The following is a 26,906-nucleotide window of genomic DNA, read 5'->3' on the forward strand; positions in this document are numbered from 1 at the left end:
AATACTCAGACAGCTTGTTTTTAGTTTTATGACACTATAAAAGAACAAAGAAATAACAATCAATAGATAACAATCAGTCAATCAATAAATAAACAGACAAACAAAGACAGAATATCATCACCAGAATATTCTGGCGACAACAGTGCAGTGGTCCCACCTGAATCCATCCCGAACTCAGAAGTGAAACGCTGTTACGCCGATGGTAGTGTGGGGCTTCCCCATGTGAGAGTAGGTCATCGCCAGAGATTAATTACGACCCCGTAGCGACTGCTATGGGGTTTTTTGTTGTTTAAGCGAATAAAAAAAGAACAAACAACAAATAACAAATAAGGTAATTGGGTACTAGATAGCTAAAAAATAAAGGGCGTATGAAATACGTATACTAGAATAATATGCGGTTATTTAGCTATCTTGTTTTGATACAGTTGGTTAGACCGCTTTTGAAAGTAAAGTAGTGAGTAGTTGCCAATAGGTTTCTACCGCTGGAATATGTACTTTTTCATCTGGTGAATGTGCATTTTTAATAGTCGGTCCAATAGATACAATATCCATATGAGGATATATTTGTTTAATTAAACCACATTCTAGGCCTGCATGAATGACTTTAATTTTTGCTTCGTAGCCTAAAATTTGATCATAAATTTTTTTGGTAAGCGATGTGATTTTTGAATTTATATTAGGCTGCCAACTAGGGTAATTTCCGCTATAGGTGGCTTTTGCGTCAGTCAATGTAGCTAATGAATTAATTTTACTACGGACTTCTGCTTTACCGCTTTCTAGTAAAGAACGGACTAGAATATTTGCTGTTAAGTGTTGATCTTCAATTTTTATTAGTCCAATGCTTAAGGATGTTTCTACGACATTTTCAATAATATCGCTATTGCGAATAACGCCATTGGGTAATAGATTCAGTAGGTGAATCATTTTCTGGGTCGATTCAGGCGTGAGTGTTTTTTGTGGTAAATCAATCTGTTCTATTATGAATTCTAAATTAGGCTCAGCTAATTTTAGTTCGTTACTAATTTCAGTAGTTAGTTGCGTTAAGTAAGCGGTTAATTTTTGTTGATCTTTGGCTTTGAATGTAATCGTTGTTTGCGCATTTCGTGGTATTGCGTTATGCACGGAACCACCGGTTATATTTGCGATATGAATAGTATGTTGGCTTGCAAGATCAGCGAGTAAGCGTGTCAGTAGTTTAATAGCATTTGCTCTGGTTGTATGGATATCACAACCAGAGTGGCCGCCTTTTAAACCTTTTAAACTGATATGGTAAGTACACTCAAATTGAGTTGGTTGATATTCTAGCGGTAAAGTTAAATTAATATTTTCACCGCCTGCACAACCGATATAGATTTCACCATTATCTTCAGTGTCGGTGTTAATCATAATATTTGATTGAAGCCAGTTACGGCGAAGTCCTAAGACGCCTTCCATTCCAACTTCTTCGCTCATTGTCAGTAATACTTCGATAGTTGGATGTATAAGCACTTTACTTTCTAAAACAGCGAGGCAAGATGCTAATTCAATGCCATTATCAGCACCTAATGTAGTTCCTTTAGCTTTAACCCGGTCGCCATCAATATAGGGCTGAATGGGATCTTTAGAGAAGTCATGTATGGTGGATGGATTTGCTTGTGGCACCATATCTAGATGTGCTTGTAATGCGATGGATTGTCGATTTTCCATTCCTTTAGTGGCTGGCTTACGTATAAGAATATTGCCTACTTCATCACGTTCCACAAAAAGCTGTTTAGATTTTGCCCAATTGACAATAAAGTTTGCGAGTTTTTCTTCATGGTAAGAAGGATGGGGAATAGTACAAATTTGATCAAACCATTGCCATAGTATATTGGGAGTGAGTTTAGATATTTCTGACATATTTGCCTCTTAAAATAGGTGGGTAATAAGTAGTTAAAATTATTCAAATAATTGACCGCTATCGCTGAATAGATGCGGAAATGATAGCACGAATGTGCTTTTTAGGTTAGAATGAGATAAGTTTTATTTATTCGGTGCTTAGTCGCCGCTTTTTTTTATCTAGGGCTTTTTTATGGGTGGGAAATACACAAACGAAAAATATGTGGTGACGTGGGATATGTTTCATATGCATACCCGTAAATTAGCAGAACGTCTTTTGCCTGCGTCACAATGGAAAGGTATTATCGCAGTTAGTCGTGGAGGTTTATTTCCAGCAGCGGTCTTAGCACGGGAATTAAGTATTCGCCACGTAGAAACTGTATGTATTTCAAGTTATGAACATGATGAACAAGGCGAATTAAAAGTGTTACACGCAGCACAAACAGATGGTGAGGGTTTTATCGTTGTAGATGATTTAGTGGATACGGGGAATACTGCGAAAGAAATTCGTAGAATGTATCCAAAGGCAAAATTTGTGACTGTTTTTGCTAAGCCACTTGGTGCGCCGCTTATTGATGATTATGTTATTGATATTCCTCAAGAAACGTGGATTGAGCAACCTTGGGATTTAGGCATTACCTTTGTTCCTCCGCTTGCTCGTAAATAAATTCAAACTAGATGGAGAATTAATAATTCTCCATTTTCCGTTATTTATAGAACATTATCTATTCTCTTATGTTAGGCAATCTATATATACTTTCAGCACCCAGCGGAGCGGGTAAATCTTCGTTAATAAATGCATTACTTGCAGATTTACCTCGTACAGAAGTGCAGCTTTCAATTTCACATACAACGCGTCAGCCACGTGTAGGGGAGACGCATGGTATCCATTATTATTTTACCGAGCATCACGAATTTGAATCGTTGATTGAACAAGGTCATTTTTTAGAATGGGCAAGAGTATTTGATCATTATTATGGTACGTCATTGCCGATGATTGAGCGTAGCTTGGCGCAAGGTATTGATGTATTTTTAGATATTGATTGGCAAGGTGCTCGCCAAATCCGTGAAAAAGTGCCTAATGTAAAAACTATTTTTATTTTGCCTCCATCGCGCGCTGAATTAGAAAAGCGTTTAGTCGGGCGAGGGCAAGATTATTTAGAAACTATTGCTAAACGGATGGAACAAGCGGTATCAGAAATGACTCATTACAATGAGTTTGATTATGTCATTATTAATGATCAGTTTGAAACCGCATTAACTGAATTAAAAAGTATTCTTACTGCTGAACGTTTAAAACAATCAGCACAAGCTATTCGCCAACAAGCATTAATTGCTGAATTATTAGCTGAATAAGCGGTCTATTTAACTGGGTAATTTACCAAAAAATCTTTTTTGCGCGTAAGAAAAGATATTTGGTTGAAATTCAGTGCATATTATTTAAATTATTATTTTAAGGAAAGCTAAATGAAATTTTCAAAATTAGCATTATTTATTACGTTAGCAAGCTTTTTGTCAGCTTGTACATCGAGTATGACAAAAGATGGCTCGCTTGAACAAGCAAAAGCCAGCTACCAGCAATATGAAGAATTGACTAAGCAGTTTAATATTGATGAAGAATGGTGGAAAGGATATAACGATCCGCAGTTAAATCGTCTTGTTAGCCAAGCCTTAGCTAATAATGTTAACTTAGCCAAAAGTGCTATTTTGGTTAATAAAGCGCTATATAATGCGAATTTAGTCGGCGCTAGTTTAGTACCAACTTTTAGCGGTAGCGGTTCAAGCTCAGCATCAAAATTGTTGGTTTCTGATGGCTCATTACAATCATCTAATAGCGTTACCAAGGCGTCAAATGTTGTACACAATGCCTCATTCAATTTAAGTTATACGCTTGATTTATGGCGTCGTTTAGCTGATAGTGCTAGTGCATCGGAATGGGAATATAAAGCAACGATAGAAGACTTAAAAGCAACTCGACTTTCTATTATTAATGCTGTTGTGGCTAGCTATTATCAAATTGCCTATTTGAAAGATGTGATTAATGTTAGTGAACAAACCATTAAAAATTATGAACAGATTAATCATATTTTAGAAAATAAAATGGAAGTGGGGGCGATTGATCACTTAGCGGTTGAACAAGCCAAGCAAGCGACTTTGAATGCACGTAATGGTTTGATTGGCTATCATACTACTCTAAAAGTGGCGGAACAAACTTTACGTAACTTATTGAATTTAAAGCCAAATGAGCCTTTGCCAATAGAGTATCCAGCGATTTTGTCAGTTGAATTACAAGGGGTTGATATGAATGTACCTATTTCAGCTATCGCAAATCGTCCAGATGTAGCAGCAAAATTAAAACGTTTGCAATCGGCATTTAAATCATTAAGTGCGACGGAAAAAAGTTGGTTCCCGACGGTTACATTAGGCGCTTCAATTTCAAGTAGTGCGGCTAAATTAAGGAATATTGGTGATAATCAATTAGGCAATAGTATGATTTCATTGAATTTGCCATTCCTAGATTGGCAAACCGTCAAAAATAATGTGAAGCTTTCGGAAGCGGATTATCATTTGGCAAAATTGAATTATGAGCAAGTCATTACATCCGCATTAAATGAAGTGGATAATTACTATTATGCTTATCAACAGGCCTTTGATAGTTATACCACTTTGCAACAAGTGTATGAACATAATAAGAAAATTAGTTTTTATTATAAAAATCGCTATGAGTTAGGTGTTGCTGAATTTCGTGAATGGATTAACGCGATGAATGTAGAATTAACTTCTCAGTTAGCCATTTTGAATCAAAAATATACTATTTTGGCCAAAGAAAATGCCGTTTATCAATCAATGGCAGGTAAATATAAACGGTTATAATCACCACAATCAAAAAAGCACGATTATTATATCGTGCTTTTTTTAGGCTTTTTGGGCCTGTTCCGCGGCGCGTTTTCGCCGAATTTCTTTTGGATCGGCAACTAAAGGGCGATAAATTTCGATCCGATCACCATGGGCTACATAATCGGTTAACTTGGCGGGGCGACTAAAAATACCGACTTTATTGATACGTAGATCGATCTCGGTGTATTTGGCTAAAATACCAGATTGTAGAATAACATTCTGAATAGTCGTGGGCTGATCTAAGCTTATTTTCTTAAGAAAATATTGATCAGGGTAAGCATATATAATTTCTACGACGATTTGGGACGATTCAGACACCATATACCTCTTTAGCGCGTTGTTTAAAAGCGTTAACCATTTTTAATGTTATTTCATTAAACACTTTCCCAAAAATCATTGCGATGAGCAGATTGGAAAATTCAAACGTCAAATTTAGTGATATTTTACAACTATGTTCATCAAATGGTATGAAAGTCCAAGCGCCCTCTAATTGTTTGAAAGGCCCATCAATTAAATGCATTTCGATTTTGCGGTTTGGTATCATTCGATTATGCGTACTGAAATGTTGATTAATACCTAATTTTTGGATATGAAGCGCTGCTTTTAATTCTGTATCGCTGATACTGAGCGTTTTAGTGCCAACACAACCGGATAAAAATTCAGGGTATTTTTCATAATCATTGACAAGTTGATACATTTGTTCAGCACTATAAGGTACCAGCGAAGATTGGTTAACGATTGGCATATTTTTCTCTTTAATAAGTGGTCTATTTTTTCATATATTTTGCAAAGTTATAAAGAAACACTTTTAATCTGTACATAAACTTGTTGGCCAATTTTTAGTGCGAGTTCATCAAATGACCATAAGCTAATTGATGCCCAAATTTGATGTGTTTCAATCAAGACTGCAATATCTACCCGATCATCGTGTTTTACAATTTGAGTAATAATGCCGTTGAGAATATTTCTAATTGAGCTGTGTTGCACTTGATCTAAACTAATCGAGACATCTTTGCTTGCAATGGTAATCCTAAGTTTATCACCTATTTTATAATGAGGTGTTGCTGGGATCCAAATATGTTGTTTACCTAGTTTTAAGCCCACCATTTTATAAATAGGCTGTTGTATATTCAAGGGTAATTCTAATAAGCTTATTTTTTGTGTCTCTGATTGCCAATCAGCTAAAATATCGCTATGCCATACATTAACAACCGAGTCAAAAGCGATAATCTTACCTTGTTCAAGTAAGATCAGCTGATCGGCTAAACGAATAATTTCATCTAAACTATGAGTGACATATAGAATCGGAATGTCTACTTGATTTGCTAATTGACTTAAGTAAGTGATTAATTCTTGTTTACGAGGTAAATCAAGGGCAGATAGCGGTTCATCCATGAGTAAAATTTGTGGTTTAGTTAATAATGCTCGTCCGATTGCGACACGCTGTTTTTCACCGCCTGAAAGACTGCTTGGATAACGATTAAGTAAATGTTCAATCCCCAATAATTTCACAATTTGTAAGAAATGAGAATTATCCACCCGCTTACAGCCATATTTAAGGTTTTTGGCTACGGAATAATGTGGGAAGAGTCTATGTTCTTGAAATACATAGCCTATATGACGTTTTTCTGGCGCAAGATTAATACCTTGTTCATGATCATACAGTGTTTGCTCACCCAGTTTAATATATCCGCGTTGTGCTGTAGTCAGCCCCGCAATTAGATTGATTAAACTGGATTTGCCAGCACCAGAACGACCTAAGATAGCCGTAATGCCTTTAGCCGCAATGTGTAAGTTTACCGTTAAATTTAGTGAACCTAATTGTTGATGAATATTAATTTCAAGCATAGTAAAGTGAGTTTGAAGCTAACGTTTTTGCTTTTGGGCCAGCCATTCGGATGTAAATAATGCGAATAATGAAATGGCTATTGCTACCATACATAAACGCGTAGCCGCCAGTTCATTATTTGGTATTTCAATAAAAGTAAACAGTGCGGCTGGAATGGTTTGTGTTTGATTAGGAATATTGGATACGAAAGTAATCGTTGCACCAAACTCGCCTAATGAACGAGCAAATCCCAAAACAGCACCTGCGATAATGCCAGACCATGACAATGGTAACGTAATGGTCCAAAACACTTTCAACGGACTAGCGCCTAAAGTACGTGCCGCTTGTTCTAATTTGGGATCGATATTATCAATCGTTAAACGAATGGAGCGTACCATTAATGGAAATGCCATCACCATTGAGGCTAATACAGCCCCTCGCCAAGAAAAACTGAATGAAAAACCAAACCATTGCCATAATACTTGCCCAATAATGCCTTTTTTAGCCATTAAAATAAGTAATAAATAACCGATGACTACAGGTGGCAGCACAAGTGGTAAATGAACAATGCCGTTTAGTATATTCTTACCATAAAAATCTTTCCTAGATAATAACCATGCGATTGCAATAGCAAAAGGTAATGAAAAAAGCACCGCTATTGAGGTGACTTTCAGACTTAAAATAATCGCATCAAGCTCTTGTGGCGTAAAATTAAACATAGAAGATAACATTAATATTGTGCAGGTTGGCGCTTTAATCAGTACTGTAATCGTGAGTAAAAAAGTGGATAAAACCACCTGATCGCATTAATTTTATCGGATAAAAGCCCGCTGCTTCAAATTTAGCGATTGCAATGGGGCTTTTTAGATAATCTAAAAATTTTTTTGCAACGATTTTATTGCTGACGGTTGCAACGGGATAAATAACTTCACCATAGCTTTCTGTTGGGAAAGTTGCGACCACTTTCACTTTATCAGCGGCAATTTTTGCATCAGTTAAGTAAACAATGCCTAGTGGTGATTCTGCGCGTTGTACAAAAGCAAGTGCATCACGTACATTTTTAGCTCGAGCAAGCCGTGGCTCAACACTCTTCCAAAGTTGGTAATGTTGTAATGCTTTTTTAGCATATCTACCTGCGGGTACGTGATCAGGATCGCCCATCGATAAATAGCTATCGTTTAATTCTTTGTTAAAATCAATATATTCTATTTTGTTTGCATTAATCTGACTATCTTTAGGCGCAATTAAAACTAATTCATTTTTAACGAGCGGTTGGATATTATTTACTTTAGTAGGTTGATTTTGTTTAATATAGTCCATCCATTTCAGATCAGCAGAAATAAAAATATCCGCTGGGGCATCTTGTTCGATTTGCTTAGCTAATACAGAAGACGAAGCAAATGAAAAGATCACTTTATCTTCAGGATAAGCTTTCTCAAATGCTTGATTGATGTCTTGTAATACATTGGCCATTGAGGCTGCCGCAAACACCGTAATATCTTCCGCAAAAACCGCAGTGGTATTTAATGCTAATACACTGACTAAAAATCGTTTAAATGATTTCATTTGAAGTTCCTTAATGTTTTATACGAGAGATGGATATAATTCTAGCATTATCTCTCGTACAATTTATAACAATGAAAATCAGGTGCGTAATCCCACGCCCTTTTCAATTAATGAAAAAGCAAAATAGTATAGTATTAGAATAAAAATGATTAATACCGAGAAACTATAAGCGATGGATACATCACTAATACCTAAAAAACCATAGCGAAAGGCATTAATCATATAAACAATAGGATTAAATTTTGAGAGTGTTTGCCAAAATTCTGGTAATAATGTAATTGAATAAAATACACCGCCTAAATACGTTAATGGCGTTAAAACAAATGTAGGAATGCTACCAATATCATCAAAAGATTTAGCATATACTGCATTAATTAAGCCACCTAACGAAAAGGCAATTGTGGTCATTAATAAAGTTAACAGAATAATGCTCCAAGAATGAATTTGGTAAGAAACGAATAGCAATGAAATTAGCGTGACTAAAATACCTGAAAGCCCACCACGCACGATACTGCCGACAACATAACCCCAAATAATGTTATGGGTTGAAAGAGAAGAAACTAATAGTTCTTCAAAATTATGGGTAAATTTGCTTAGAAAAAAGGATGAGGCCGTATTTACATAAGAAGCTGTAATGGCTGTCATCATCACTAAGCCAGGTGCAATAAATTGTATATAACTGACCCCATTCATTTCGCCAATACGACTGCCAATTAATTGACCAAAAATCAAGAAATAAAGGGTAGTCGTGATAATTGGCGGTACTAATGTTTGACGCCAAATACGAATAATGCGCCGTGACTCTTTGGTTGCAAGCGTGAAAAAACCGGTTAAATTCATAATTAATTTGCCATTTTGATAAATAATTCTTCGAGACGATTAGATTTATTGCGCATACTTTGTACTTCAATACCTTGTTGAGCAAGTTGTTGAAACAGTTTGGTTAAACCTTGTGTTCGTTTCACTTCAACTTCAATCGTATTGTCATCTAACCATTTAAAGGTGTAATCATTAATAGTAAGCGATTGATTTTTATCTGTTTTTTGTAAATCTAATACAAACGTCTCACTTTCTAATTTTGCTAATAATGCTTTGATTGAGGTGTTTTCAATAAGTAAACCGTTTTGAATAATACCTATATTGCGACAGAGTGTTTCAGCTTCTTCCAAATAGTGTGTCGTCAGAATGATGGTGGTTCCTTGTTGATTAATTTCACGCAAGAAATCCCATAATGAGCGACGTAATTCGATATCTACGCCAGTAGTTGGTTCATCTAAAATTAATAATTTTGGATTATGCACCAATGCTCTAGCAATCATCAGACGCCGTTTCATACCACCGGACAATTCACGAGTAAGGTGATAACGTTTTTCCCATAATTCTAGTTTTTTAAGCCAAGTTTCGGCACGTATTAAAGCTTGTTGATAAGGAATACCATAATAGCCCGCTTGTTGTGTTAATACATTAATCACTTTCTCAAATTGATTAAAATTAAATTCTTGTGGAACTAAGCCAATTTGTTGTTTTAGCTGAATTTTCTGTGTGTCTAAGTCATAGCCAAATGCTTTGACTGTACCACTTGTTTTATTTACTAATGAGTTAATAATGCCAATAGTGGTTGATTTACCTGCACCATTATGGCCTAGTAACGCATAAAAATCGCCTTGTTTAACGACAAGATCGATTCCTTTTACCGCTTGTACCCCGGTTGGATAGGTTTTAACAAGCTGATGTATTTCAAGAGCATTCATTTGATTATCCATTATATGTTGGCGACAGCACGAATAGTTGATTCATCAATTTCAGCTGCAAAGGTATCACGTAATAGCATTAATTTTTCATCATTATTCAATGCTTGCTTAGCCGCTAAAGTTAATTTCTCAAAAATCATCCGGCGAATTTCTAGTGGTGTTTTGTGTTCGGCACTTTCGCCTATCACTAATTTATAAGTGAATCCTTTGTCTGCTAACGCGAGTGTTAAACTTTTTCGTGATTCTTCATTGTCTAAATGTGACATTGACGGTTTTAAAACTAAATCTAATTGTTGGGCTGTTGTTTGTGCAAGATAGCTATTAAGTGCTATTTGACGTGAAAAGCTACTGAGATTAAGGGTATTAATAATCTGACACCATTGATCTTGTTCGCAAGCAAGTTCAATGGTTTTGGCAACTAATTCAGGCGTTTTATCTTGTAAAATAGCCTGTTTAATTTCAGCAGGTTTAGTGCTTTTGTTCTCAATCGCTAACTCTGGATCTAGCCAAGTCCAACGATAATCTTCTTCGGTTGATTGACTGGCGACTTCCGGCACAGAGGGTTGACTCGTCACTTTAGCGGTAGAATGAGCTAAATTCATCAAACGTTCTTGTAAATCTAACGATTGATGTTGTGTGTTGGTCGTTATCTCTGTTGGCGAACTTGTTGAATTAACCGTTATAGATTTACGCTTTTTTTTTTTCGTGTTGATTTAATTCAACGTGCTTTTGTTGTAATTGTTTCCGCGCTTGCATTGCAACAAGTGCGGGTGAGATTAGCGTATTATTTGTGCTATCTGTAATATTAGCCGGCACAGTTTGTTGCGCAGACTTTATTGATCGTTTGCTTGAAGATTCGACCGCTTGTGCACTTGTTTTATCTGTTGTTACTTGTGTTAAATTTGCTTTGAGCTGTTCAAGCTTATGTTGGGTATTGTCAACCATTGCCGACTGTTCGTTATTTGCTTGATTTAGTTGCGCACGTTGGTTAATTTCTTCAGTACGTTTAGGATGAAATGCTAAGGCACGTAAAAATACCATTTCTACACCAATACTTTGTTCTGGTGCATAAGCTAATTCTTTTTTGCCGATGAGCATTAACTGATAAAAAAATTGCACATCTTCAGGTGGTATCTGTTTTGCGAGCAAATGTAATGGCGTGTCTGATGGTGCTTCTTGTTTAAGCAATTGCAACATTGCAATTTGGTGTAAGGTTTCTGCCACATCATTTAGCAATTGTTGCCAGTCAATGCCTTTTGTTGCAATGTTTTGGATAATAGCCATAACTTGATCGCCATTTGCTTGGGCTAGAGCCATCACTAATTCAAGCGGTTGATCATTATCGATTAAGCCTAACATTTCGCTAACTATCGGTAATGTAATATTGGCATTACTTACGGCAATCGCTTGGTCTGTCAAACTTAATGAATCTCGAATACTACCTTGAGCTGCTTTTGCTAGTTTTTCAATGGCGGCTAATTCATAAGGAATGTTTTCTTGCGTGAGAATAAACTCAAGATGCTGGCTAAGTTGCGTTGGTGTTAAAGTTCTTAAATGAAATTGCATACAACGCGATAAAATAGTCACCGGTAATTTTTGAGGATCGGTGGTCGCAAGCAAAAATTTTACATATTCGGGCGGTTCTTCAAGTGTTTTGAGTAAAGCATTAAAACTATGCCGTGAGAGCATATGTACTTCATCAATCAGATAAACTTTAAAGCGCCCAACTGTAGGCTTATATTGGACATTATCTAATAATTCTCGTGTATCTTCTACTTTCGTTCGAGAAGCCGCATCGATCTCAATTAAATCAATGAATCTACCTTCTTCAATTGCTTTGCAATTTTCACATTTGCCACAAGGTGTGGCGGTAATGCTTGTTTCACAATTGAGTCCTTTAGCAAACAAGCGGGCGATTGATGTTTTACCAACGCCTCGTGTACCAGAAAAAAGGTAAGCATGATGTAATTTATCTTGACGTAGACCGTTTTCTAATGCGGATAATACGTGTTGTTGCCCAATTACTTCTGAAAATCGTTGTGGACGCCATTTACGTGCTAAAACTTGGTAGCTCATGGATTTTTATCGTTTATTAAGAGAGGATTAATGGCCGTCAAATTCCACTAGTGTGAATGATTTGATGCCGATTTGTTCAAGTCGTGCTTTATCGCCTAAATCGGGTAACCCAATAACAAAAGCCGCATTTTTAACTTGACCGCCTAATTGGCGAATTAATTTGGCGGTCGCATCAATAGTGCCACCAGTAGCTAATAGATCATCTACCACTAATACGTTGTCATCTTGATTGATAGAATCTAGGTGCATTTCAAGTGTATCTTCACCATATTCAAGGGCATAGGATTGCGAAATAACGGCTCTTGGTAATTTATGAGGTTTACGCACTAATACAAAGGGTAGCCCTAATGCTAAGGCTACAGGCACTCCAAAGATAAAACCACGAGATTCTGTGCCGACGACTTTAGTGATGCCTTTATTTTTGAATTCTGTGACGATTGCATCTATAGATGCTTTAAATGCGGTAGGATTTTCTAGTAAAGAAGTAATATCACGGAAAATGATGCCAACTTTGGGGTAATTAGGAATAGATTTGGTAGATGATTTAATTAAATCTAGCTGATTCATTTTTGACCTTCTAAAAAGAATAAGATAATGGGTAAAATTTAACAAAAATCACTGAAATTACAAGAAAAATTTGGCATAAATAACGGTTAGGCGTTTATAAAGCGACTATCTTTTTAGCGAACAATAATATGAAAAAGACCGCTTGTACAGATAAGCGGTCTAATTTAGCCTAATATTGGCAATTTATGGCGCTTTTTATGGGTATTTAACTAGCTTGCAAAAATGTACAATGCCACCAAATACTTTCTCTAAATTTTGATGATTAAATGTTGTTGCCGTTGGGCCCGAAGCAAGCAATGTACGATTAATCATTAATACTTGATCGCAAAAACTAGATACACTGTTGAGATTATGAGTAGAAACCAATACTAAATGCCCTTCACTCCGCAATTGTTGAAGTAAAGCTACAATGACATTTTCTGTTTTGACATCAACACCAGTAAATGGTTCATCTAATAAAATAATCTGGCTTTCTTGCGCTAAGGCTCGGGCCAGAAATACCCGCTTTTTCTGTCCGCCTGAGAGTTCACCAATTTGCCGATGTTGCAAATGGCTAATATCAACATGTTGCATAGCTTGTTCAACTTTCTGTTTATCTAGTGCAGATGGATTGCGTAAAAAATTCATATAACCATAACGGCCCATCATCACAACGTCATAAACAGATACGGGGAATTGCCAATCCACTTCTTCACTTTGAGGCACATAAGAAACAAGGTTTTGTTTAAGTGCTTTTTGAATGGGCATTTGGTTCAGTAATACTTGACCGGTTAACGGCTTAACTAATCCCATCAAGCTTTTAAAAAGCGTTGATTTACCACCGCCATTTACGCCAATTAATGCACAAACAGTGCCATGCTGAAGTTGGAAAGAGACATTTTCTAAGGCTAAATGTCCGTTGTTGTAACGGACGGTTAATTTATCAACAGAAATTGATGCTGTAGCTTGTGTTATATTGTTCATTTAGGCTCTTTTTTGCCCGCTTCAAAACCATCTACTATAGTAGAAATTGTCACTTTTAATAAATCTAAATAAGTGGGTACAGGTCCTTCTTTGGTGGAGAGTGAATCAACGTATAATACCCCGCCATATAACGCGCCCGTTTCTTTAGCAACTTGTTTTGCAGGCTTATCTGATACGGTGCTCTCGCTAAATACGACTGGAATATGATTAGCTTTAACACCATCAATTACTTTTCTCACTTGTTGTGGTGAACCTTGTTCTTCAGCATTAATAGGCCATAAATATAATTCTTGTAAGCCGTAATCTTGTGCAAGGTAGCTAAATGCCCCTTCACTGGTTACTAACCAGCGTTGTTTTTCAGGAATAACAGATAAGCGTTGGCGAAGTGGCTCAGAGATTGCTTTTATTTTTTCGGCATAGGCTTTCGCATTTTGGTTATAGCTAACCGCATTTTCGGGATCGTATTTGACCAAGGCAGCTCGAATATTCTCAATATATTGCAACGCATTGGCGGAAGACATCCATGCATGCGGATTAGGCAAGTTTTTATATTCACCTTCTAAAATAGCAATCGGCTGAATGCCTTCAGTTACGACGACAGCCGGTGTATTTTTAACGTTTTCAAAGAATCGTTCAAACCAACGTTCAAGGTTCATGCCATTTTGTAGAATTAAATCCGCTTTTTGTGCTTTGACAATATCTTTGGGCGTAGGTTGATAGTCGTGGATTTCAGCACCTGGTTTAGTAATAGATTCTACAATTGCTTTATCACCGGCTACATTTTGGGCAATATCTTGAATCACTGTAAATGTGGTGACGACCTTGAAGGGGGCTGCTATTGCAACAGTTGTTCCCATTGCGCATGCAATAATTAGGGTCTTTTTTAGAAAGGAAAGATTCATACTATCTCCTATAGAATATTAAAATTGGATCGATGTGCGTTATTGAGAATAATTCACAGTAATATACCAATTATAAACATTTTATAGGTTTAGGCAAGCCAGCAATTTTAGTCGCTTGCTTGGCGGGACCTTCCGGAAATAAACGTTGTAAATAACGGCTATTGCCTTTTTCTTCACCAAATTTGAGCGTCATTGTTTTAACTAACATTCTAATCGCGGGAGATGTCTTATATTCTTGATAGAAATCCCGTACTAACCAAATAATTTCCCAATGTTCTTCAGTTAAATTTATTTGTTCTTTACTTGCTATTGCTATTGCTAACTCAGTAGACCAGTCATTTAAATTAAGTAAATAGCCTGCGGGATCAGTCAAATATTGTTTGCCATTACATTCGATCATATGCATTTGTTGATTGTTTAAATTAAAAATGCCACTTTCAAAGTGGCACTTAGAGGAGGAGTTATGCTTAATCGTCCTTGCTTAATACACCAAAAATTTGTAATAAGCTTAAGAATAAGTTGTAAAGTGAAACATATAAATCTACAGTTGCGCGAATATAATTTGTTTCACCGCCATGAATAATGTTGCTGGTGGTTAATAGAATAGCGCCGGTTGAAAATAGCGCAAATAAAACGCTCATTGCTAGGCTTAGCGCCGGTATGGCTAAGAAAATATTTGCAATAACGCCAACTAATAGCACGATGAATAATGCCATCATCATACCAGATAAAAAGGACATATCTTTTTTGGTGGTTAAGATATAAGCAGAACAACTAAAAAAGACTAAGGCAGTTGAAGCTAATGCTAACATAACTGCATCCCCTAAGCCTGCGCCTACATAGCGGTTCAAAATAGGGCCTAATGTGTAACCTAAGAAACCAGTTAAGGCAAAGACACAGGCAAGCCCTACGGCACTATTAGCATTAGTATTCGTTAAGAATAATAAGCCATAAAAACCAATTAATAAGCCCCACCAAGGTAATGCGGGGGCATTCATTGCCATTGCAAAATGAGCCACAATCGCTGAAAAAGCCAGTGTCATGGAGAGTAATAGATAGGTATTGCGTAAGACTTTATGCGTGCTAAGCAGAGACTGATTATGAGCTGTGTTAGCAATTAAACGATTTTCCATTTTGTTTCCTCTTTAATGATAAAGCTCGAAAATTATAAGCTATATATGGACAAAATCCCATAAATCAAGTGTAAATTAGTCGTTTTTAAAGAACGTATAGGATTAAATTTAGCGGGTAATAGCTGATTGTTGAGTACTGTGATACACTAAATAAACTGAATTTTTACCTTTCCGCGCTAGCTATGATGAAACTAAATTTCCCGACTTATCTTACTTTATTCAGAGTTGTGTTAATCCCATTATTTATTGCAGCATTTTATTTGCCTGAGGGATGGCATGCACCTGAAATTTCAACTTTAATTTTTTTCATTGCATCTATTACAGACGCATTTGATGGCTATTTAGCGCGTAAATGGAATCAAACAACCCGTTTAGGTGCATTTCTTGATCCTGTGGCAGATAAAATTTTGGTTACAGTAGCATTTGTCTGTATTGTGGAGTATTACCATAGTTGGTGGATTACTATTCCTGTTAGCATTATGATTGCCCGCGAAATTTTGATTTCTGCTTTACGGGAATGGATGGCTGAAATTGGCGAACGCGCGAGTGTTGCGGTGTCAATTTGGGGTAAAGTAAAAACCGCCTGTCAAATGTTAGCGCTAGGCGGAATGTTATGGCGACAAAGTACTTTTATGGAAATTCTTGCCTTTATTTTTCTCTACATATCGGCGATTTTAACGATTTGGTCGATGTTACAATATTTAAAGGCTTCTAAGAAGAGTTTGATGAAATCTTAATCTGTTGTGTAAAGATCAGAAAATGTTAGCTAAGCGGTCTAATTTTATGATTTTATAACAACATTAAAGGTTCAGATTAATTAAAAATGTCTCAATTTAATGCTAAAGCTTTCCTTGCCGATGTGCCGCATTTACCCGGCGTTTATCGTATGTATGACGCTAATCAAGCCATTATTTACGTTGGTAAAGCAAAAGATCTAAAAAAACGATTAGCGAGTTACTTTCGTAGTCAAGTTGCGAGCAAAAAGATCGAAGCATTGGTGGGCAATATACACCATATTGATACGACTATTACGCATTCAGAAACAGAAGCGTTATTGTTAGAACATAACTATATTAAACAACATCAGCCGAAATATAATGTATTATTGCGTGATGATAAATCTTATCCTTATCTGTTATTAACTAAACATCAACATCCTCGTTTAACGGCATTTCGTGGTAGTAAAAAAGTAGCGGGTGAATATTTTGGCCCTTATCCAAATGTGAGTGCGGTACGCGAAAGCCTAAATTTATTGCAAAAAATTTTTCCTATTCGACAATGTGAAGATAATTATTATAAAAATCGTTCCCGCCCGTGTTTACAACATCAAATAGGTCGTTGTTTGGCTCCTTGTGTTACTGGTTATTGTTCACAACAAGAATATGATAACCAAGTGAAATGGGTCCGTTTATTTTTACAAGGAAAGGATAGTCAAGTGATTGACTATTTAATGCAAAAAATGGAAATAGTCGCAAGTGAGTTAGATTTTGAAACCGCTGCACGCTTTCGCGATCAAATTCAGTCGGTTCGTGCGGTGCAAGAAAAGCAATTTGTAGCGAATCAGCGTTTAGACGATTTAGATATTATTTCCATCGCTTATCAATCCGGTTTGGCTTGTGTGCATATTCTATTTATCCGGCAAGGCAAAGTATTAGGTAATCGTGCTTATTTTCCAAAAGTACCGAGTCATACGGACCTCACTGAATTAGCGGATACGTTTATTGGTCAATTTTATTTACAGTTAAATCAACATCGTAGCATTCCAAATCAAATTATCCTTGATCAGCCATTAACTGAAAGCAATGCATTGGCTCAGCTTTTAACTGAACAAGCGGGCCATAAAGTTACCATTATTACTAATCATGTACGTGGCGATAAAAGCCGCTACCTAGCCTTAGCTCAAACGAATGCCCGTGCAGCATTAAGTTTACAACTTAAGCAGTCCACCACTATTCATAAACGTTATGATGCACTAAAAATTTTGTTAAAACTGCCCACAATTAAGCGAATGGAATGTTTTGATATTTCGCACACTATGGGATCTCAAACTGTCGCTTCTTGTGTGGTTTTTGATGAAAATGGCCCGCTAAAATCAGATTATCGGCGTTTTAATATTGAAGGCATTACCGGTGGCGATGATTATGCTGGAATGGAGCAAGCGTTGGTTAAACGTTATGATAAACCATTACCGGTTGAAAAGATTCCAGATATTATTTTTATTGATGGCGGTAAAGGTCAATTAAATCGTGCCTTGCAAGTCTTTGAAAAGCTAACGGTAGCCTGGGATAAACATAAACCATTGTTAATTGGCGTGGCAAAAGGCGCAGAAAGAAAGGCGGGTTTGGAAACATTAATTATTGGGCGTTTAAAGAAAGAAATTCATTTACCGATTGATAGCCCGGTGTTACACCTTATTCAACATATTCGTGATGAATCTCATCATTATGCCATTAGTGGTCATCGAAAAAAACGTCAAAAAGCCTTTGTTGATAGTGGTTTAGAGTCAATTGCAGGTGTTGGCGCAAAAAGACGGCAAGCATTATTGAAATATCTTGGCGGTATGCAAGGCGTCAAATCGGCAACATTGGCTGAGATAGCATCTGTGCCAGGCATTTCTAAAACATTAGCAGGTGTTATTTTTGATACCTTACATAATAGTTAAGTCTGAAGTGGAGCAAACGCTTGATGGTTAAAAGCTCCGTATAATTTGCCAACTTTTTCATTTTGGGGCTTTTATGCAAAACTTACGTTATCCTATTGATTCTAAACCTCCCTTTGGACTGAGCGTGCTACTTGCTGTGCAACATTTATTAGCAGCACTAGGCGGTATTATTGCCGTTCCATTAGTAATAGGTAATGTTTTAAAATTACCTACTTCAGACACTATTGTCTTAGTTAATGCGGCTTTATTAGTATCAGGTATTGTTACTATTATTCAATGCCATGGTATCGGTCCGATTGGCTTACGGTTACCGAGTGTGATGGGAACGAGTTTTACCTTTGTGGCAGCCGCATTAGCCATTGGCTTTAGTGAATACGGCGTAGCCGGTATTATAGGATCGTCATTAATTGGTTCTTTAGTGATGATTATCGGCAGTTTTTTTATGCCTTATGTATGTAAGCTTTTCCCGCCTGTGGTGACCGGTATTGTAGTGATGATGATTGGTTTAAGTTTGATTCCTGTTGCCGTTGATTGGTTCGCAGGTGGCCAAAAAGGTGATCCACATTATGCTGATCCAGCTAATTTAGCAATGGCAACCTTTGTTTTAGTCTTAGTGGTTATTTTAGTACAATGGGGAAAAGGTATTTTTTCTGCTGCCGCGATTGTGATCGGTATGCTCGTCGGGTATGCTGTTGCATTAGCATTGGGGTGGATTAATTTTGAAGCTATCCAAAATGCAGAGGCCTTTGCCATTCCTCAACCATTACATTTTGGTTTGGCTTTTCCTATTTCAGGCATTATTGGTATGTCAATTGCTTATTTAGTCACAATTGTTGAATCAAGCGGTAACTTTTTAGCATTAGGTAATGCAACACAAACGGAGATTACAGGTAAGCATTTACGTGGCGGAGTATTATGTGATGGCTTAGGATCCGCTTTTGCCGCAGTAATGTCAACGACACCATTTTCTTCTTTTGCACAAAATATTGGCGTTATTTCGCTCACTGGGGTAGCAAGTCGCTATGTTGTAACCGTGATGGGCGTACTATTAGTTTTGGCAGGCGTATTTCCATGGTTAGGTGCTATAATTGTTTCTATTCCTAGCCCAGTATTAGGTGGCGCGGGATTGATGATGTTTGCTATGATTATTGCAGCAGGCATTCAAATGTTAGACAAAGTGGAACGTTCAAAACGTAATGGTTTAATTATTGCTATTTCTATTGGCTGTGGTTTAGCTGTGATGACTCGACCAGAATTATTGGATAAACTACCTAATTTCTTTAAAGAAGTATTTGGTTCGGGAATTACCGTTGGATCAGTCTTAGCATTATTATTAAATTTAATTTTGCCAGAGGATAAACATTAAAATAATTAATGTAATTGGGCAAAGTAGCTTGAAATTAGCGAATAGAAGATTTATTTTAATTAGTGTTTAAACATTTTATTATTTTTAAGGAAACATATATGACACATCAAGTAACTGACGCAACATTTGAACAAGAAGTTTTAAAATCGGATTTACCTGTTTTATTGGATTTTTGGGCACCGTGGTGTGGTCCATGCCGAACGATTGCACCATGGTTAGATGAATTAGCACAAGAGTTTGCAGGACGTGCTAAAGTGGCTAAAGTAAATGTAGATGAAAATCAACAAATCGCTGCTCAATTTGGTATTCGTTCCATTCCAACGTTACTACTATTTAAAAATGGGGAAGTGGTCGCGACTCAAGTTGGTGTATTACCAAAATCACAATTAGTTACTTTTATTGAACAAGCGCTTTAATACTCATTAATAAGCATATAAACTTATCTACCTATCTAAGACAAAGAGAATTCTTTGTCTTTTTTATTTTGCAAAAAAGTTATTAAAAAAGACCGCTATTTATAAGATAAAACCTAGTAAAAGCAAGCACAAATAGGTACAATCTGCCAGTTACATTATTTTCTTAATGTAAATAAATTTTATTCTTTGGAGAAATTTATGTCGTGGAATGAATCAGGCAATCAGCAAGACCCTTGGGGTAAACCAGGTCAAAAAAAGCCTGAACAGCAAGAACCATCAGGTCAAGGTAATCAGCAAGATCCTAATCGCCCCAAATCAGCACAAAATCCACCTGATTTAGAGGAAGCATTTGGTAAGTTATTGAAAAAAATGGGCGGTGGTAATAAACACTCAAATAATCAACGACCAGCTTCTTTGGGTAAATTTATTCCTGCTATTGTGATTTTTAGTGCATTAGTATGGGGAGCATCAGGTTTTTATACTGTGCAAGAGGCAGAACGAGGTGTAGTAACCCGTTTTGGTAAGTTACATCAAATTGTGATGCCAGGTTTAAATTGGAAACCAACTTTTATTGATCAAGTCATTCCTATAAATATTGAACGCGTATCTGAATTAAAAACACAAGGTTCAATGTTGACTCAAGATGAAAATATGGTGCAAGTCGAAATGACCGTGCAATATCGCGTTGAAGATCCGGCTAAATATAAATTTAGTGTGCGTAATGCCGATGATAGTTTAAAACAAGCAACAGATAGTGCATTACGTTATGTGATTGGTCATATGTCAATGGATGATATATTGACTAAAGGACGAGCAACTGTCCGTGAAAAAACGTGGGAAACATTGCGTGAAATTATTAAGACCTACGATATGGGATTGCTAGTAACTGACGTAAACTTCCAATCGGCACGCCCACCGGAAGAAGTTAAAGATGCTTTCGATGATGCTATTAAGGCACAAGAAGATGAACAACGTTTAATCCGTGAAGCAGAAGCGTATGCACGAGGTCGTGAACCTCTTGCTCGTGGTCAAGCACAACGTATTATTGAACAAGCCACAGCCTATAAAGAACAAATTGTGCTTGAAGCACAAGGCGATATTCAACGTTTTTCTAAACTTTTACCTGAGTATCAGGCAGCGCCTGCGGTGATGCGTGAACGTTTATATATTGAAACAATGGAAAAAGTAATGAAACACACACCTAAAATTATTATGGATAGCAACAGTAATAATGTGAATGTATTACCGCTTGAAAAATTTTTAGGGAAAACGACGGCTTCTGAAGTAGCACAAAAACCATTGGCTACTCCGGTACAACAACCACAAGTTAGTCACCAACTAGCGCCAAGTGTAGTAACAGAAGACAGAAATAGGGAACAACCAATTCGTAGAGGGAGATTTTAATAATGCGTAAATTATTATTACCTATCGTGAGTTTGGTTATGATGGCATTGATTTCGTGTTTAGTTATTGTACCTGAAGGGTATCGTGGCATTATGTTGCGTTTTAATAAAGTACAACGTGATGCGGATCAAAAAGTAGTGGTTTATGAACCAGGCCTTCATGTTAAAGTTCCTTTTATTGATAGTCTAAAAATATTGGATTCACGAATCCAAATGTTAGATGATCAAGAAGATCGCTTTGTTACCGTAGAGAAAAAAGATCTGCTAGTGGATTCATACGTTAAATGGCGCATTAGTGATTTTGGTAAGTTTTATACTGCAACGGGTGGAGATGTTAAGCGAGCATCTGACTTATTACGCCGTAAAGTAGGCGATCGTCTGCGTTCTGAAATAGGTTCGCGTACCATTAAAGATATTGTATCTGGTTCACGCGGTGAATTAATGGCAGGTGCACAAAAAGCATTAAATGCAGGCGAAGATGGCGCAGAAAAATTAGGTATTGAAGTGGTTGATGTTCGTGTCAAACAAATTAATTTACCTAAGGAAGTATCTTCTTCAATCTATCAGCGTATGCGAGCAGAGCGAGATGCTGTGGCACGAGAACATCGTTCACAAGGTGAAGAAAAAGCAGAGTTTATTCGTGCTGAAGTAGATAAAAAAGTGATCTTAATTGAAGCGAATGCTAAGAAAAAAGCTGAAATTTTGCGTGGTGAGGGCGATGCAATTGCGGCTAAAATTTATGCAGATGCATTCAGTAAAGCGCCGGATTTTTATAGTTTTGTACGTAGTTTAAAAGCGTATGAAAATAGCTTTACGAAAGATCAACAGAATATGATGTTGTTGAAATCAGATAGCGAATTTTTCCGCTTTATGAAAGCGCCAACAAAATAAATTTATCATAAGCCCGATTGAGATCGGTTTTTTCATCTGTATTTTGGTTTGTAGCTGTGTAACCTATCTTTAGAGAACAGCTATAATCAGTTCAAAATTCAATGTAAATTATAATTAAGAAAGAGGCAATTCCTATGGGTAAAAGTGTTGCTATTCTCGGTGCTCAATGGGGCGATGAAGGGAAGGGTAAAATTGTAGATTTATTAACTGATCGAGTGAAATATGTGGTTCGTTATCAAGGTGGGCATAATGCGGGCCATACATTAATTATTAATGGAGAGAAAACGGTTCTACGTTTAATCCCTAGTGGTATTTTACGTGAAAATGTTACGTGTTTAATTGGTAACGGAGTTGTACTTTCCCCTGAAGCATTGATGAAAGAAATGGGTGAGTTGGAAGCACGTGGTATTAATGTTCGTGAGCGGTTAAAAATTTCAGAAGCGTGTCCTCTCATTCTTCCTTATCATGTAGCGATGGATCATGCGCGTGAAGCTGCATTAGGCAAAAATAAAATTGGTACTACCGGGCGTGGTATTGGCCCTGCTTATGAAGATAAAGTTGCTCGCCGTGGTTTACGTGTCAGTGATCTATTTGATAAAGAAGCATTTGCCACAAAACTTAAAGATATTTTAGATCTATATAATTTCCAATTAGTTCATTATTACAAAGTTGAGCCGGTAGATTTCCAAAAAACATTAGATGACGTTTTTGCTGTTGCTGATGTAATTAAAGGAATGGTGGCGGATGTAACCACTTTACTTCATCAAGCACGTAAAGAAGGCGTGAATATTTTATTTGAAGGCGCGCAAGGTACGATGTTGGATATTGATCACGGCACTTATCCGTTTGTAACCAGTTCAAATACCACTGCAGGAGGCGTTGCAACAGGGTCAGGTTTTGGACCGCGTAATCTTGATTATGTATTAGGCATTATTAAAGCGTATTGTACACGTGTTGGTAGCGGTCCTTTCACAACAGAATTATTTAATGAAGAAGGCGAGACAATTGCGCGTAAAGGTAATGAATTTGGTGCGGTAACGGGGCGTCCTCGTCGTTGTGGGTGGTTTGATGCAGTAGCGGTTCGTCGAGCAGTACAAATTAACTCTATTTCAGGTTTTTGTATGACAAAATTAGATGTTTTAGATGGCTTTGAAACGTTAAAAATTTGCACAGCATACAAAATGCCGGATGGTGAGATTGTAGAATATGCGCCAATGGCTGCAAAAGACTGGGAAGGTGTTGAGCCTATTTATGAAACAATGCCCGGTTGGTCTGAAAATACATTTGGTGTGACAAAATATGAAGCGCTTCCGCAAGCCGCACTTGATTATATTAAACGGATTGAGGAGTTAGTTGGCGTACCGGTAGATATTCTTTCAACTGGCCCAGATCGTATTGAAACAATGATTTTACGCGATCCATTTGTGGCATAGTGAGTTAATCTATCTGTAAGTGAAAAATACACGGAGTAATTCCCGTGTATTTTCGTTTTTATCCGGTGTAATTTTGGTCAAAATAAGACCGCTTGGTTTTATATAAAATATTGAAATAAACATTATGAAATTTATTATTAAACTTTTCCCTGAAATTATGATTAAAAGTGATTCAGTTCGTAAGCGCTTTATCAAAATTTTAACCTCAAATATCCGCAATGTATTATTACGTGAAACTGAGCAAGTGGCGGTTGTACGTAATTGGGATTTTATCGAAGTAAGGGCAAAAGTAGCAGAAGAAATACCGCTAATATTAGACTTATTAAAACGTACGCCTGGCATTCACCATATATTAGAAGTACAAGAAATGCCTTTTACATCATTGCACGACATTTTTGAACATACATTTGCCAAGTATCAAAATCAATTAGTGGATAAAACATTTTGTGTACGGGTACGACGTAAAGGTAAACACGAATTTAGCTCATTAGATGTTGAGAAATATGTTGGTGGCGGTTTAAATCAACGAATTGAATCGGCTAGGGTAAAATTGACCAAGCCTGATGTAACCGTCCGGATTGATATTAATGGCGATAAAATGTTATTGGTTGAGGCGCGCCATGAAGGATTAGGAGGCTATCCTATCGGCACGCAGGAAGATGTGTTATCGTTGATTTCTGGTGGTTTTGATTCTGGTGTCTCAAGTTATATGTTTATTCGCCGAGGTTCTCGAGTCCATTACTGCTTTTTTAATTTAGGTGGTGCTTCTCACGAAATTGGTGTGAAGCAGATGGCATATCATATTTGGAGTCGTTATAGCACTTCGCACAAAGTACGCTTTGTTGCAATTAATTTTGAATCTGTGGTCGGGGAAATTCTTGAGAAAGTGGATAACGGTCAGATGGGTGTGGTGCTCAAACGTATGATGGTAAGAGCGGCTAGCCAAATTGCTGAACGTTTTGCTATTCAGGCGATTGTCACTGGTGAAGCGTTAGGGCAAGTTTCGAGCCAAACGCTGACTAACTTACGCCTAATTGATAAAGCCGCGGATAGCCTAGTTCTTCGCCCGTTAATTACTCATGATAAAGAAAAAATTATTGCACTGGCTAAGCAGATTGGTACTGACGACATTGCCAAATCAATGCCAGAATTCTGTGGTGTTATTTCTAAAAATCCAACGGTTAAGGCGATCGAAAGTAAAATTGTTGAGGAAGAGAGGCATTTTGATTTTGATGTGTTAGAAAAAGCCGTCCAAAATGCAACATATTTAGATATTCGCGAGATTGCTTTACAGACAGAAAAAGACGTGGTGGCGGTTGAAGCAACCTCAGCATTGACTGAAAAAGACATCATTTTAGATATCCGTAGCCCAGAAGAAATGGACGAAAAACCCTTAATTTTAGCACAGACTCAAGTGATTGAATTGCCTTTCTATAAGTTATCCACGCAATTTGCGCATTTAGATCAAAGCAAAAATTACCTTTTATATTGTGAGCGGGGCGTAATGAGTAAATTACAAGCACTTTATTTAAAAGAAAAGGGCTATCAGAATGTGAAGGTGTTTAACTTACCAAAATAGCAAATTAATAAGCGCTTAAATTTGTGAAAAAAAGCGTGAAATTGACCGCTTTCACTGAATAAGAAAGGGATTATGCATAAAAAACTTTATCTTGCTTCAAATAGTCCGCGTCGTTGGGCATTATTACAAAATCTAGGTTTAGCTTTATTACCACTTGCAAGCGAAATAGATGAAACTGCACATGCAAATGAAATGGCTCAGGGTTACTGTTCACGTATTGCTAGAGAAAAGAATCAAGTGGCTCAAGCGGTTAGAATTCGCCAAAATCTTGCTGAATATCCGATTCTAACTGCCGATACCACGGTTTCGATTGACGGAGAGATTTTAGGCAAGCCAAGTCATCAGCAGCAAGCTGTTGAGATGCTCAAAAAATTATCTGGCCGAACTCATCAAGTTTATACGGCAGTCTGTGTAAGTGCTAATCAACAACTATTTGAGTGTATTCATAGCAGTGAAGTCACCTTTAAAAGATTATCTGAGGCTGAAATTTATGCTTATATTGCAACCGGCGAGCCTATGGATAAAGCGGGCGCTTATGGCATTCAAGCACTAGGTGGTATATTTATTCAGCATTTAGCAGGCAGTTTTACCGGTGTAATGGGCTTACCTATTTTTGAAACAGTCACGTTATTAAAAAAAGTCAATATTGAGGTTTTTCCATCTTAAAGCGATCATGTTCACAGTGTGGTGTTTAAGGCTAGAATAATTTACTTGACCAGCCTAATTTTGATCCTAATACAGTAAAATAGTTATAATCTTTTAGATGTAATAAGTGAAGTATATCCGGGCTTTTTCGCACAATAATGCGATCCTCTGGAGTAAAAGGCAAATCATCTTGCCCATCACAACTGATTTCTAAATTAGGTTGATTATATTGCGCAAAACGTAATGAAATATGGCTATCGCCATCGATCACTAAAGGACGAGATGATAGCGTGTGTGGGTGCATAGGCACTAATGCAATGGCATTCATATTTGGGGTAAGAATAGGGCCACCGGCAGATAATGAATAAGCAGTTGAACCTGTTGGTGTGGCAATAATTAGTCCATCTGAGCGTTGTGAAAAAGCAAATTTACTGTCAATATAGACCTCAAACTCAATGATTCGAGCTACTTGCGTCGGGTGAATGGCCACTTCATTTAACGCATTATTGGCAGAGATAATTTTACCGTTTTGCTCAATTTGAGCTTCTAATAAAAATCGTTGTTCAATGATAAATTCCCCTTTTTCTAAACAGCTATAAAGTTGCTCAAAAGCAGATTGCGGAGCTATATCCGTCAGAAAACCAAGATTTCCGCGATTTATACCAATTAATGGCACTTGATATTTTGCTAAAGAACGCGCCATTCCAAGCATATTGCCGTCACCGCCGATAACAATCACTAAATCTGCAATTTGACCAATTTCTTCAATACGCTTGCCATTGGGTAACTGTAGTTGTTCAGCAATTTTTTCCTCTACAAGTACGCTATAATGGCGGTCTTTTAACCAATTATAGACAGCTAAATGCGTTTTAAGTGTATTATCATGGCGAGGCTTCCCAACAATTGCGATAGTTTGGAAAGATCTTTTTGCGATGTTTTTCATGGTATTCATTTAACAATTTTAGAGAAT

General features: G+C 37.0%; 26 protein-coding genes, 1 rRNA gene and 1 pseudogene. 13 read left to right on the forward strand and 15 right to left on the reverse strand.

Annotation, left to right across the window (positions count from 1 at the left end; translation table 11 throughout):
* The first annotated feature begins 129 nt into the window (after positions 1 to 129).
* Positions 130 to 245 (forward strand): 5S ribosomal RNA (gene rrf, locus BMX01_RS01225).
* 184 nt (positions 246 to 429) lie between these two features.
* Here the strand turns inward: rrf and BMX01_RS01230 are convergent.
* Entirely contained in the window at positions 430 to 1,878 is a 1,449-nt protein-coding gene (locus BMX01_RS01230; protein WP_064083251.1) for an aminoacyl-histidine dipeptidase, read from the reverse strand.
* 172 nt (positions 1,879 to 2,050) lie between these two features.
* Between BMX01_RS01230 and gpt the strand changes: the two genes are divergently transcribed.
* The 3 genes from gpt (at position 2,051) to tdeA (ending at position 4,731) form a co-directional block, all read left to right on the forward strand.
* On the forward strand, positions 2,051 to 2,524 hold the full coding sequence (gene gpt / locus BMX01_RS01235; protein WP_064082714.1) for a xanthine phosphoribosyltransferase: 474 nt from the start codon (positions 2,051 to 2,053) through the stop codon (positions 2,522 to 2,524).
* Positions 2,525 to 2,592: 68 nt separating this feature from the next.
* Positions 2,593 to 3,213, forward strand: coding sequence for a guanylate kinase (gene gmk, locus BMX01_RS01240; protein ID WP_064082715.1), 621 nt, complete (start codon positions 2,593 to 2,595; stop codon positions 3,211 to 3,213).
* Positions 3,214 to 3,324: 111 nt separating this feature from the next.
* Positions 3,325 to 4,731 carry a toxin/drug exporter TdeA gene (gene tdeA / locus BMX01_RS01245; RefSeq protein ID WP_064083252.1) on the forward strand — a complete coding sequence of 469 codons (1,407 nt, stop codon included), beginning with the start codon at positions 3,325 to 3,327 and terminating at the stop codon, positions 4,729 to 4,731.
* A 42-nt stretch (positions 4,732 to 4,773) separates the two neighbouring features.
* Here tdeA and BMX01_RS01250 read toward each other — a convergent pair whose 3' ends face one another.
* The 13 genes and pseudogenes from BMX01_RS01250 to BMX01_RS01315 all read right to left on the reverse strand — a co-directional run bounded on the left by BMX01_RS01250 (position 4,774) and on the right by BMX01_RS01315 (position 15,541).
* On the reverse strand, positions 4,774 to 5,076 hold the full coding sequence (locus BMX01_RS01250; protein WP_010945606.1) for an RnfH family protein: 303 nt from the start codon (positions 5,074 to 5,076) through the stop codon (positions 4,774 to 4,776).
* Entirely contained in the window at positions 5,066 to 5,500 is a 435-nt protein-coding gene (locus BMX01_RS01255; protein WP_064082717.1) for a type II toxin-antitoxin system RatA family toxin, read from the reverse strand. The genes BMX01_RS01250 and BMX01_RS01255 overlap by 11 nt, the downstream gene beginning before the upstream one ends.
* A 47-nt stretch (positions 5,501 to 5,547) precedes the next feature.
* Positions 5,548 to 6,603 (reverse strand): molybdenum ABC transporter ATP-binding protein ModC, encoded by a 1,056-nt coding sequence (gene modC, locus BMX01_RS01260; RefSeq protein WP_064082718.1) that lies wholly within the window; start codon positions 6,601 to 6,603, stop codon positions 5,548 to 5,550.
* An 18-nt stretch (positions 6,604 to 6,621) separates the two neighbouring features.
* On the reverse strand, positions 6,622 to 7,302 hold the full coding sequence (modB, locus tag BMX01_RS01265) for a molybdate ABC transporter permease subunit (RefSeq protein ID WP_074647615.1): 681 nt from the start codon (positions 7,300 to 7,302) through the stop codon (positions 6,622 to 6,624).
* Between the two features lie 34 nt (positions 7,303 to 7,336).
* The gene (gene modA / locus BMX01_RS01270) at positions 7,337 to 8,149 is read right to left on the reverse strand and encodes a molybdate ABC transporter substrate-binding protein (RefSeq protein WP_064082720.1); all 813 of its coding nucleotides are present in this window, start codon (positions 8,147 to 8,149) and stop codon (positions 7,337 to 7,339) included.
* Positions 8,150 to 8,227: 78 nt separating this feature from the next.
* The gene (locus tag BMX01_RS01275; protein WP_010945600.1) at positions 8,228 to 8,989 is read right to left on the reverse strand and encodes an ABC transporter permease; all 762 of its coding nucleotides are present in this window, start codon (positions 8,987 to 8,989) and stop codon (positions 8,228 to 8,230) included.
* Between the two features lie 2 nt (positions 8,990 to 8,991).
* Positions 8,992 to 9,900 (reverse strand): ABC transporter ATP-binding protein, encoded by a 909-nt coding sequence (locus BMX01_RS01280; protein ID WP_064083042.1) that lies wholly within the window; start codon positions 9,898 to 9,900, stop codon positions 8,992 to 8,994.
* A gap of 11 nt (positions 9,901 to 9,911) precedes the next feature.
* Positions 9,912 to 11,976 (reverse strand): annotated as a pseudogene (dnaX, locus tag BMX01_RS01290) (DNA polymerase III subunit gamma/tau).
* Positions 11,977 to 12,003: 27 nt separating this feature from the next.
* Positions 12,004 to 12,543, reverse strand: coding sequence for an adenine phosphoribosyltransferase (apt, locus tag BMX01_RS01295; RefSeq protein ID WP_064082722.1), 540 nt, complete (start codon positions 12,541 to 12,543; stop codon positions 12,004 to 12,006).
* A 195-nt stretch (positions 12,544 to 12,738) separates the two neighbouring features.
* Positions 12,739 to 13,506 carry a metal ABC transporter ATP-binding protein gene (locus BMX01_RS01300; protein WP_064083254.1) on the reverse strand — a complete coding sequence of 256 codons (768 nt, stop codon included), beginning with the start codon at positions 13,504 to 13,506 and terminating at the stop codon, positions 12,739 to 12,741.
* The gene (locus tag BMX01_RS01305; protein WP_064082724.1) at positions 13,503 to 14,408 is read right to left on the reverse strand and encodes a metal ABC transporter substrate-binding protein; all 906 of its coding nucleotides are present in this window, start codon (positions 14,406 to 14,408) and stop codon (positions 13,503 to 13,505) included. The genes BMX01_RS01300 and BMX01_RS01305 overlap by 4 nt, the downstream gene beginning before the upstream one ends.
* Before the next feature lie 70 nt (positions 14,409 to 14,478).
* Positions 14,479 to 14,814: a TusE/DsrC/DsvC family sulfur relay protein gene (locus tag BMX01_RS01310; protein ID WP_064082725.1), complete on the reverse strand. Its 336-nt coding sequence runs from the start codon at positions 14,812 to 14,814 to the stop codon at positions 14,479 to 14,481.
* A 61-nt stretch (positions 14,815 to 14,875) separates the two neighbouring features.
* On the reverse strand, positions 14,876 to 15,541 hold the full coding sequence (locus tag BMX01_RS01315; RefSeq protein ID WP_064082726.1) for a Bax inhibitor-1 family protein: 666 nt from the start codon (positions 15,539 to 15,541) through the stop codon (positions 14,876 to 14,878).
* Between the two features lie 185 nt (positions 15,542 to 15,726).
* Here BMX01_RS01315 and pgsA point away from each other — a divergent pair, with 185 nt between their 5' ends.
* From pgsA to BMX01_RS01360, 9 genes are all read left to right on the forward strand, one after another.
* On the forward strand, positions 15,727 to 16,278 hold the full coding sequence (gene pgsA, locus BMX01_RS01320; protein WP_064082727.1) for a CDP-diacylglycerol--glycerol-3-phosphate 3-phosphatidyltransferase: 552 nt from the start codon (positions 15,727 to 15,729) through the stop codon (positions 16,276 to 16,278).
* Between the two features lie 86 nt (positions 16,279 to 16,364).
* Positions 16,365 to 18,203, forward strand: a complete 1,839-nt coding sequence (gene uvrC, locus BMX01_RS01325; protein ID WP_074647623.1) for an excinuclease ABC subunit UvrC — start codon at positions 16,365 to 16,367, stop codon at positions 18,201 to 18,203.
* A 73-nt stretch (positions 18,204 to 18,276) separates the two neighbouring features.
* Positions 18,277 to 19,569 (forward strand): uracil-xanthine permease family protein, encoded by a 1,293-nt coding sequence (locus BMX01_RS01330; RefSeq protein WP_064082729.1) that lies wholly within the window; start codon positions 18,277 to 18,279, stop codon positions 19,567 to 19,569.
* A gap of 98 nt (positions 19,570 to 19,667) precedes the next feature.
* A complete protein-coding gene (trxA, locus tag BMX01_RS01335; protein ID WP_064082730.1) occupies positions 19,668 to 19,985 on the forward strand; it encodes a thioredoxin in 318 nt (105 codons plus the stop codon).
* 198 nt (positions 19,986 to 20,183) lie between these two features.
* On the forward strand, positions 20,184 to 21,389 hold the full coding sequence (hflK, locus tag BMX01_RS01340; protein WP_064082731.1) for an FtsH protease activity modulator HflK: 1,206 nt from the start codon (positions 20,184 to 20,186) through the stop codon (positions 21,387 to 21,389).
* Positions 21,390 to 21,391: 2 nt separating this feature from the next.
* Positions 21,392 to 22,279, forward strand: a complete 888-nt coding sequence (gene hflC, locus BMX01_RS01345) for a protease modulator HflC (RefSeq protein ID WP_064082732.1) — start codon at positions 21,392 to 21,394, stop codon at positions 22,277 to 22,279.
* Positions 22,280 to 22,413: 134 nt separating this feature from the next.
* Positions 22,414 to 23,712, forward strand: coding sequence for an adenylosuccinate synthase (locus tag BMX01_RS01350; RefSeq protein ID WP_064082733.1), 1,299 nt, complete (start codon positions 22,414 to 22,416; stop codon positions 23,710 to 23,712).
* Positions 23,713 to 23,836: 124 nt separating this feature from the next.
* Positions 23,837 to 25,291 carry a tRNA uracil 4-sulfurtransferase ThiI gene (gene thiI / locus BMX01_RS01355; protein WP_064082734.1) on the forward strand — a complete coding sequence of 485 codons (1,455 nt, stop codon included), beginning with the start codon at positions 23,837 to 23,839 and terminating at the stop codon, positions 25,289 to 25,291.
* Positions 25,292 to 25,363: 72 nt separating this feature from the next.
* On the forward strand, positions 25,364 to 25,957 hold the full coding sequence (locus tag BMX01_RS01360) for a Maf family protein (RefSeq protein ID WP_412556278.1): 594 nt from the start codon (positions 25,364 to 25,366) through the stop codon (positions 25,955 to 25,957).
* 31 nt (positions 25,958 to 25,988) lie between these two features.
* On the opposite strand, the gene BMX01_RS01365 is transcribed toward BMX01_RS01360, so the two are convergent.
* A complete protein-coding gene (locus tag BMX01_RS01365; RefSeq protein WP_064082736.1) occupies positions 25,989 to 26,879 on the reverse strand; it encodes an NAD(+) kinase in 891 nt (296 codons plus the stop codon).
* Positions 26,880 to 26,906: the final 27 nt, after the last annotated feature.

Origin of the sequence: [Haemophilus] ducreyi (genome assembly GCF_900109315.1) — a bacterium.
Taxonomy (GTDB): Bacteria; Pseudomonadota; Gammaproteobacteria; order Enterobacterales; family Pasteurellaceae; genus Haemophilus_B; species Haemophilus_B ducreyi.

Coding starts and splice junctions, on each gene's coding strand:
- BMX01_RS01230 (WP_064083251.1), bottom strand. CDS start 1,878: ATGTCAGAAATATCTAAACTCACTCCCAATATACTATGGCAATGGTTT.
- gpt (WP_064082714.1), top strand. CDS start 2,051: ATGGGTGGGAAATACACAAACGAAAAATATGTGGTGACGTGGGATATG.
- gmk (WP_064082715.1), top strand. CDS start 2,593: ATGTTAGGCAATCTATATATACTTTCAGCACCCAGCGGAGCGGGTAAA.
- tdeA (WP_064083252.1), top strand. CDS start 3,325: ATGAAATTTTCAAAATTAGCATTATTTATTACGTTAGCAAGCTTTTTG.
- BMX01_RS01250 (WP_010945606.1), bottom strand. CDS start 5,076: ATGGTGTCTGAATCGTCCCAAATCGTCGTAGAAATTATATATGCTTAC.
- BMX01_RS01255 (WP_064082717.1), bottom strand. CDS start 5,500: ATGCCAATCGTTAACCAATCTTCGCTGGTACCTTATAGTGCTGAACAA.
- modC (WP_064082718.1), bottom strand. CDS start 6,603: ATGCTTGAAATTAATATTCATCAACAATTAGGTTCACTAAATTTAACG.
- modB (WP_074647615.1), bottom strand. CDS start 7,302: ATGTTTAATTTTACGCCACAAGAGCTTGATGCGATTATTTTAAGTCTG.
- modA (WP_064082720.1), bottom strand. CDS start 8,149: ATGAAATCATTTAAACGATTTTTAGTCAGTGTATTAGCATTAAATACC.
- BMX01_RS01275 (WP_010945600.1), bottom strand. CDS start 8,989: ATGAATTTAACCGGTTTTTTCACGCTTGCAACCAAAGAGTCACGGCGC.
- BMX01_RS01280 (WP_064083042.1), bottom strand. CDS start 9,900: ATGAATGCTCTTGAAATACATCAGCTTGTTAAAACCTATCCAACCGGG.
- apt (WP_064082722.1), bottom strand. CDS start 12,543: ATGAATCAGCTAGATTTAATTAAATCATCTACCAAATCTATTCCTAAT.
- BMX01_RS01300 (WP_064083254.1), bottom strand. CDS start 13,506: ATGAACAATATAACACAAGCTACAGCATCAATTTCTGTTGATAAATTA.
- BMX01_RS01305 (WP_064082724.1), bottom strand. CDS start 14,408: ATGAATCTTTCCTTTCTAAAAAAGACCCTAATTATTGCATGCGCAATG.
- BMX01_RS01310 (WP_064082725.1), bottom strand. CDS start 14,814: ATGCATATGATCGAATGTAATGGCAAACAATATTTGACTGATCCCGCA.
- BMX01_RS01315 (WP_064082726.1), bottom strand. CDS start 15,541: ATGGAAAATCGTTTAATTGCTAACACAGCTCATAATCAGTCTCTGCTT.
- pgsA (WP_064082727.1), top strand. CDS start 15,727: ATGAAACTAAATTTCCCGACTTATCTTACTTTATTCAGAGTTGTGTTA.
- uvrC (WP_074647623.1), top strand. CDS start 16,365: ATGTCTCAATTTAATGCTAAAGCTTTCCTTGCCGATGTGCCGCATTTA.
- BMX01_RS01330 (WP_064082729.1), top strand. CDS start 18,277: ATGCAAAACTTACGTTATCCTATTGATTCTAAACCTCCCTTTGGACTG.
- trxA (WP_064082730.1), top strand. CDS start 19,668: ATGACACATCAAGTAACTGACGCAACATTTGAACAAGAAGTTTTAAAA.
- hflK (WP_064082731.1), top strand. CDS start 20,184: ATGTCGTGGAATGAATCAGGCAATCAGCAAGACCCTTGGGGTAAACCA.
- hflC (WP_064082732.1), top strand. CDS start 21,392: ATGCGTAAATTATTATTACCTATCGTGAGTTTGGTTATGATGGCATTG.
- BMX01_RS01350 (WP_064082733.1), top strand. CDS start 22,414: ATGGGTAAAAGTGTTGCTATTCTCGGTGCTCAATGGGGCGATGAAGGG.
- thiI (WP_064082734.1), top strand. CDS start 23,837: ATGAAATTTATTATTAAACTTTTCCCTGAAATTATGATTAAAAGTGAT.
- BMX01_RS01360 (WP_412556278.1), top strand. CDS start 25,364: ATGCATAAAAAACTTTATCTTGCTTCAAATAGTCCGCGTCGTTGGGCA.
- BMX01_RS01365 (WP_064082736.1), bottom strand. CDS start 26,879: ATGAAAAACATCGCAAAAAGATCTTTCCAAACTATCGCAATTGTTGGG.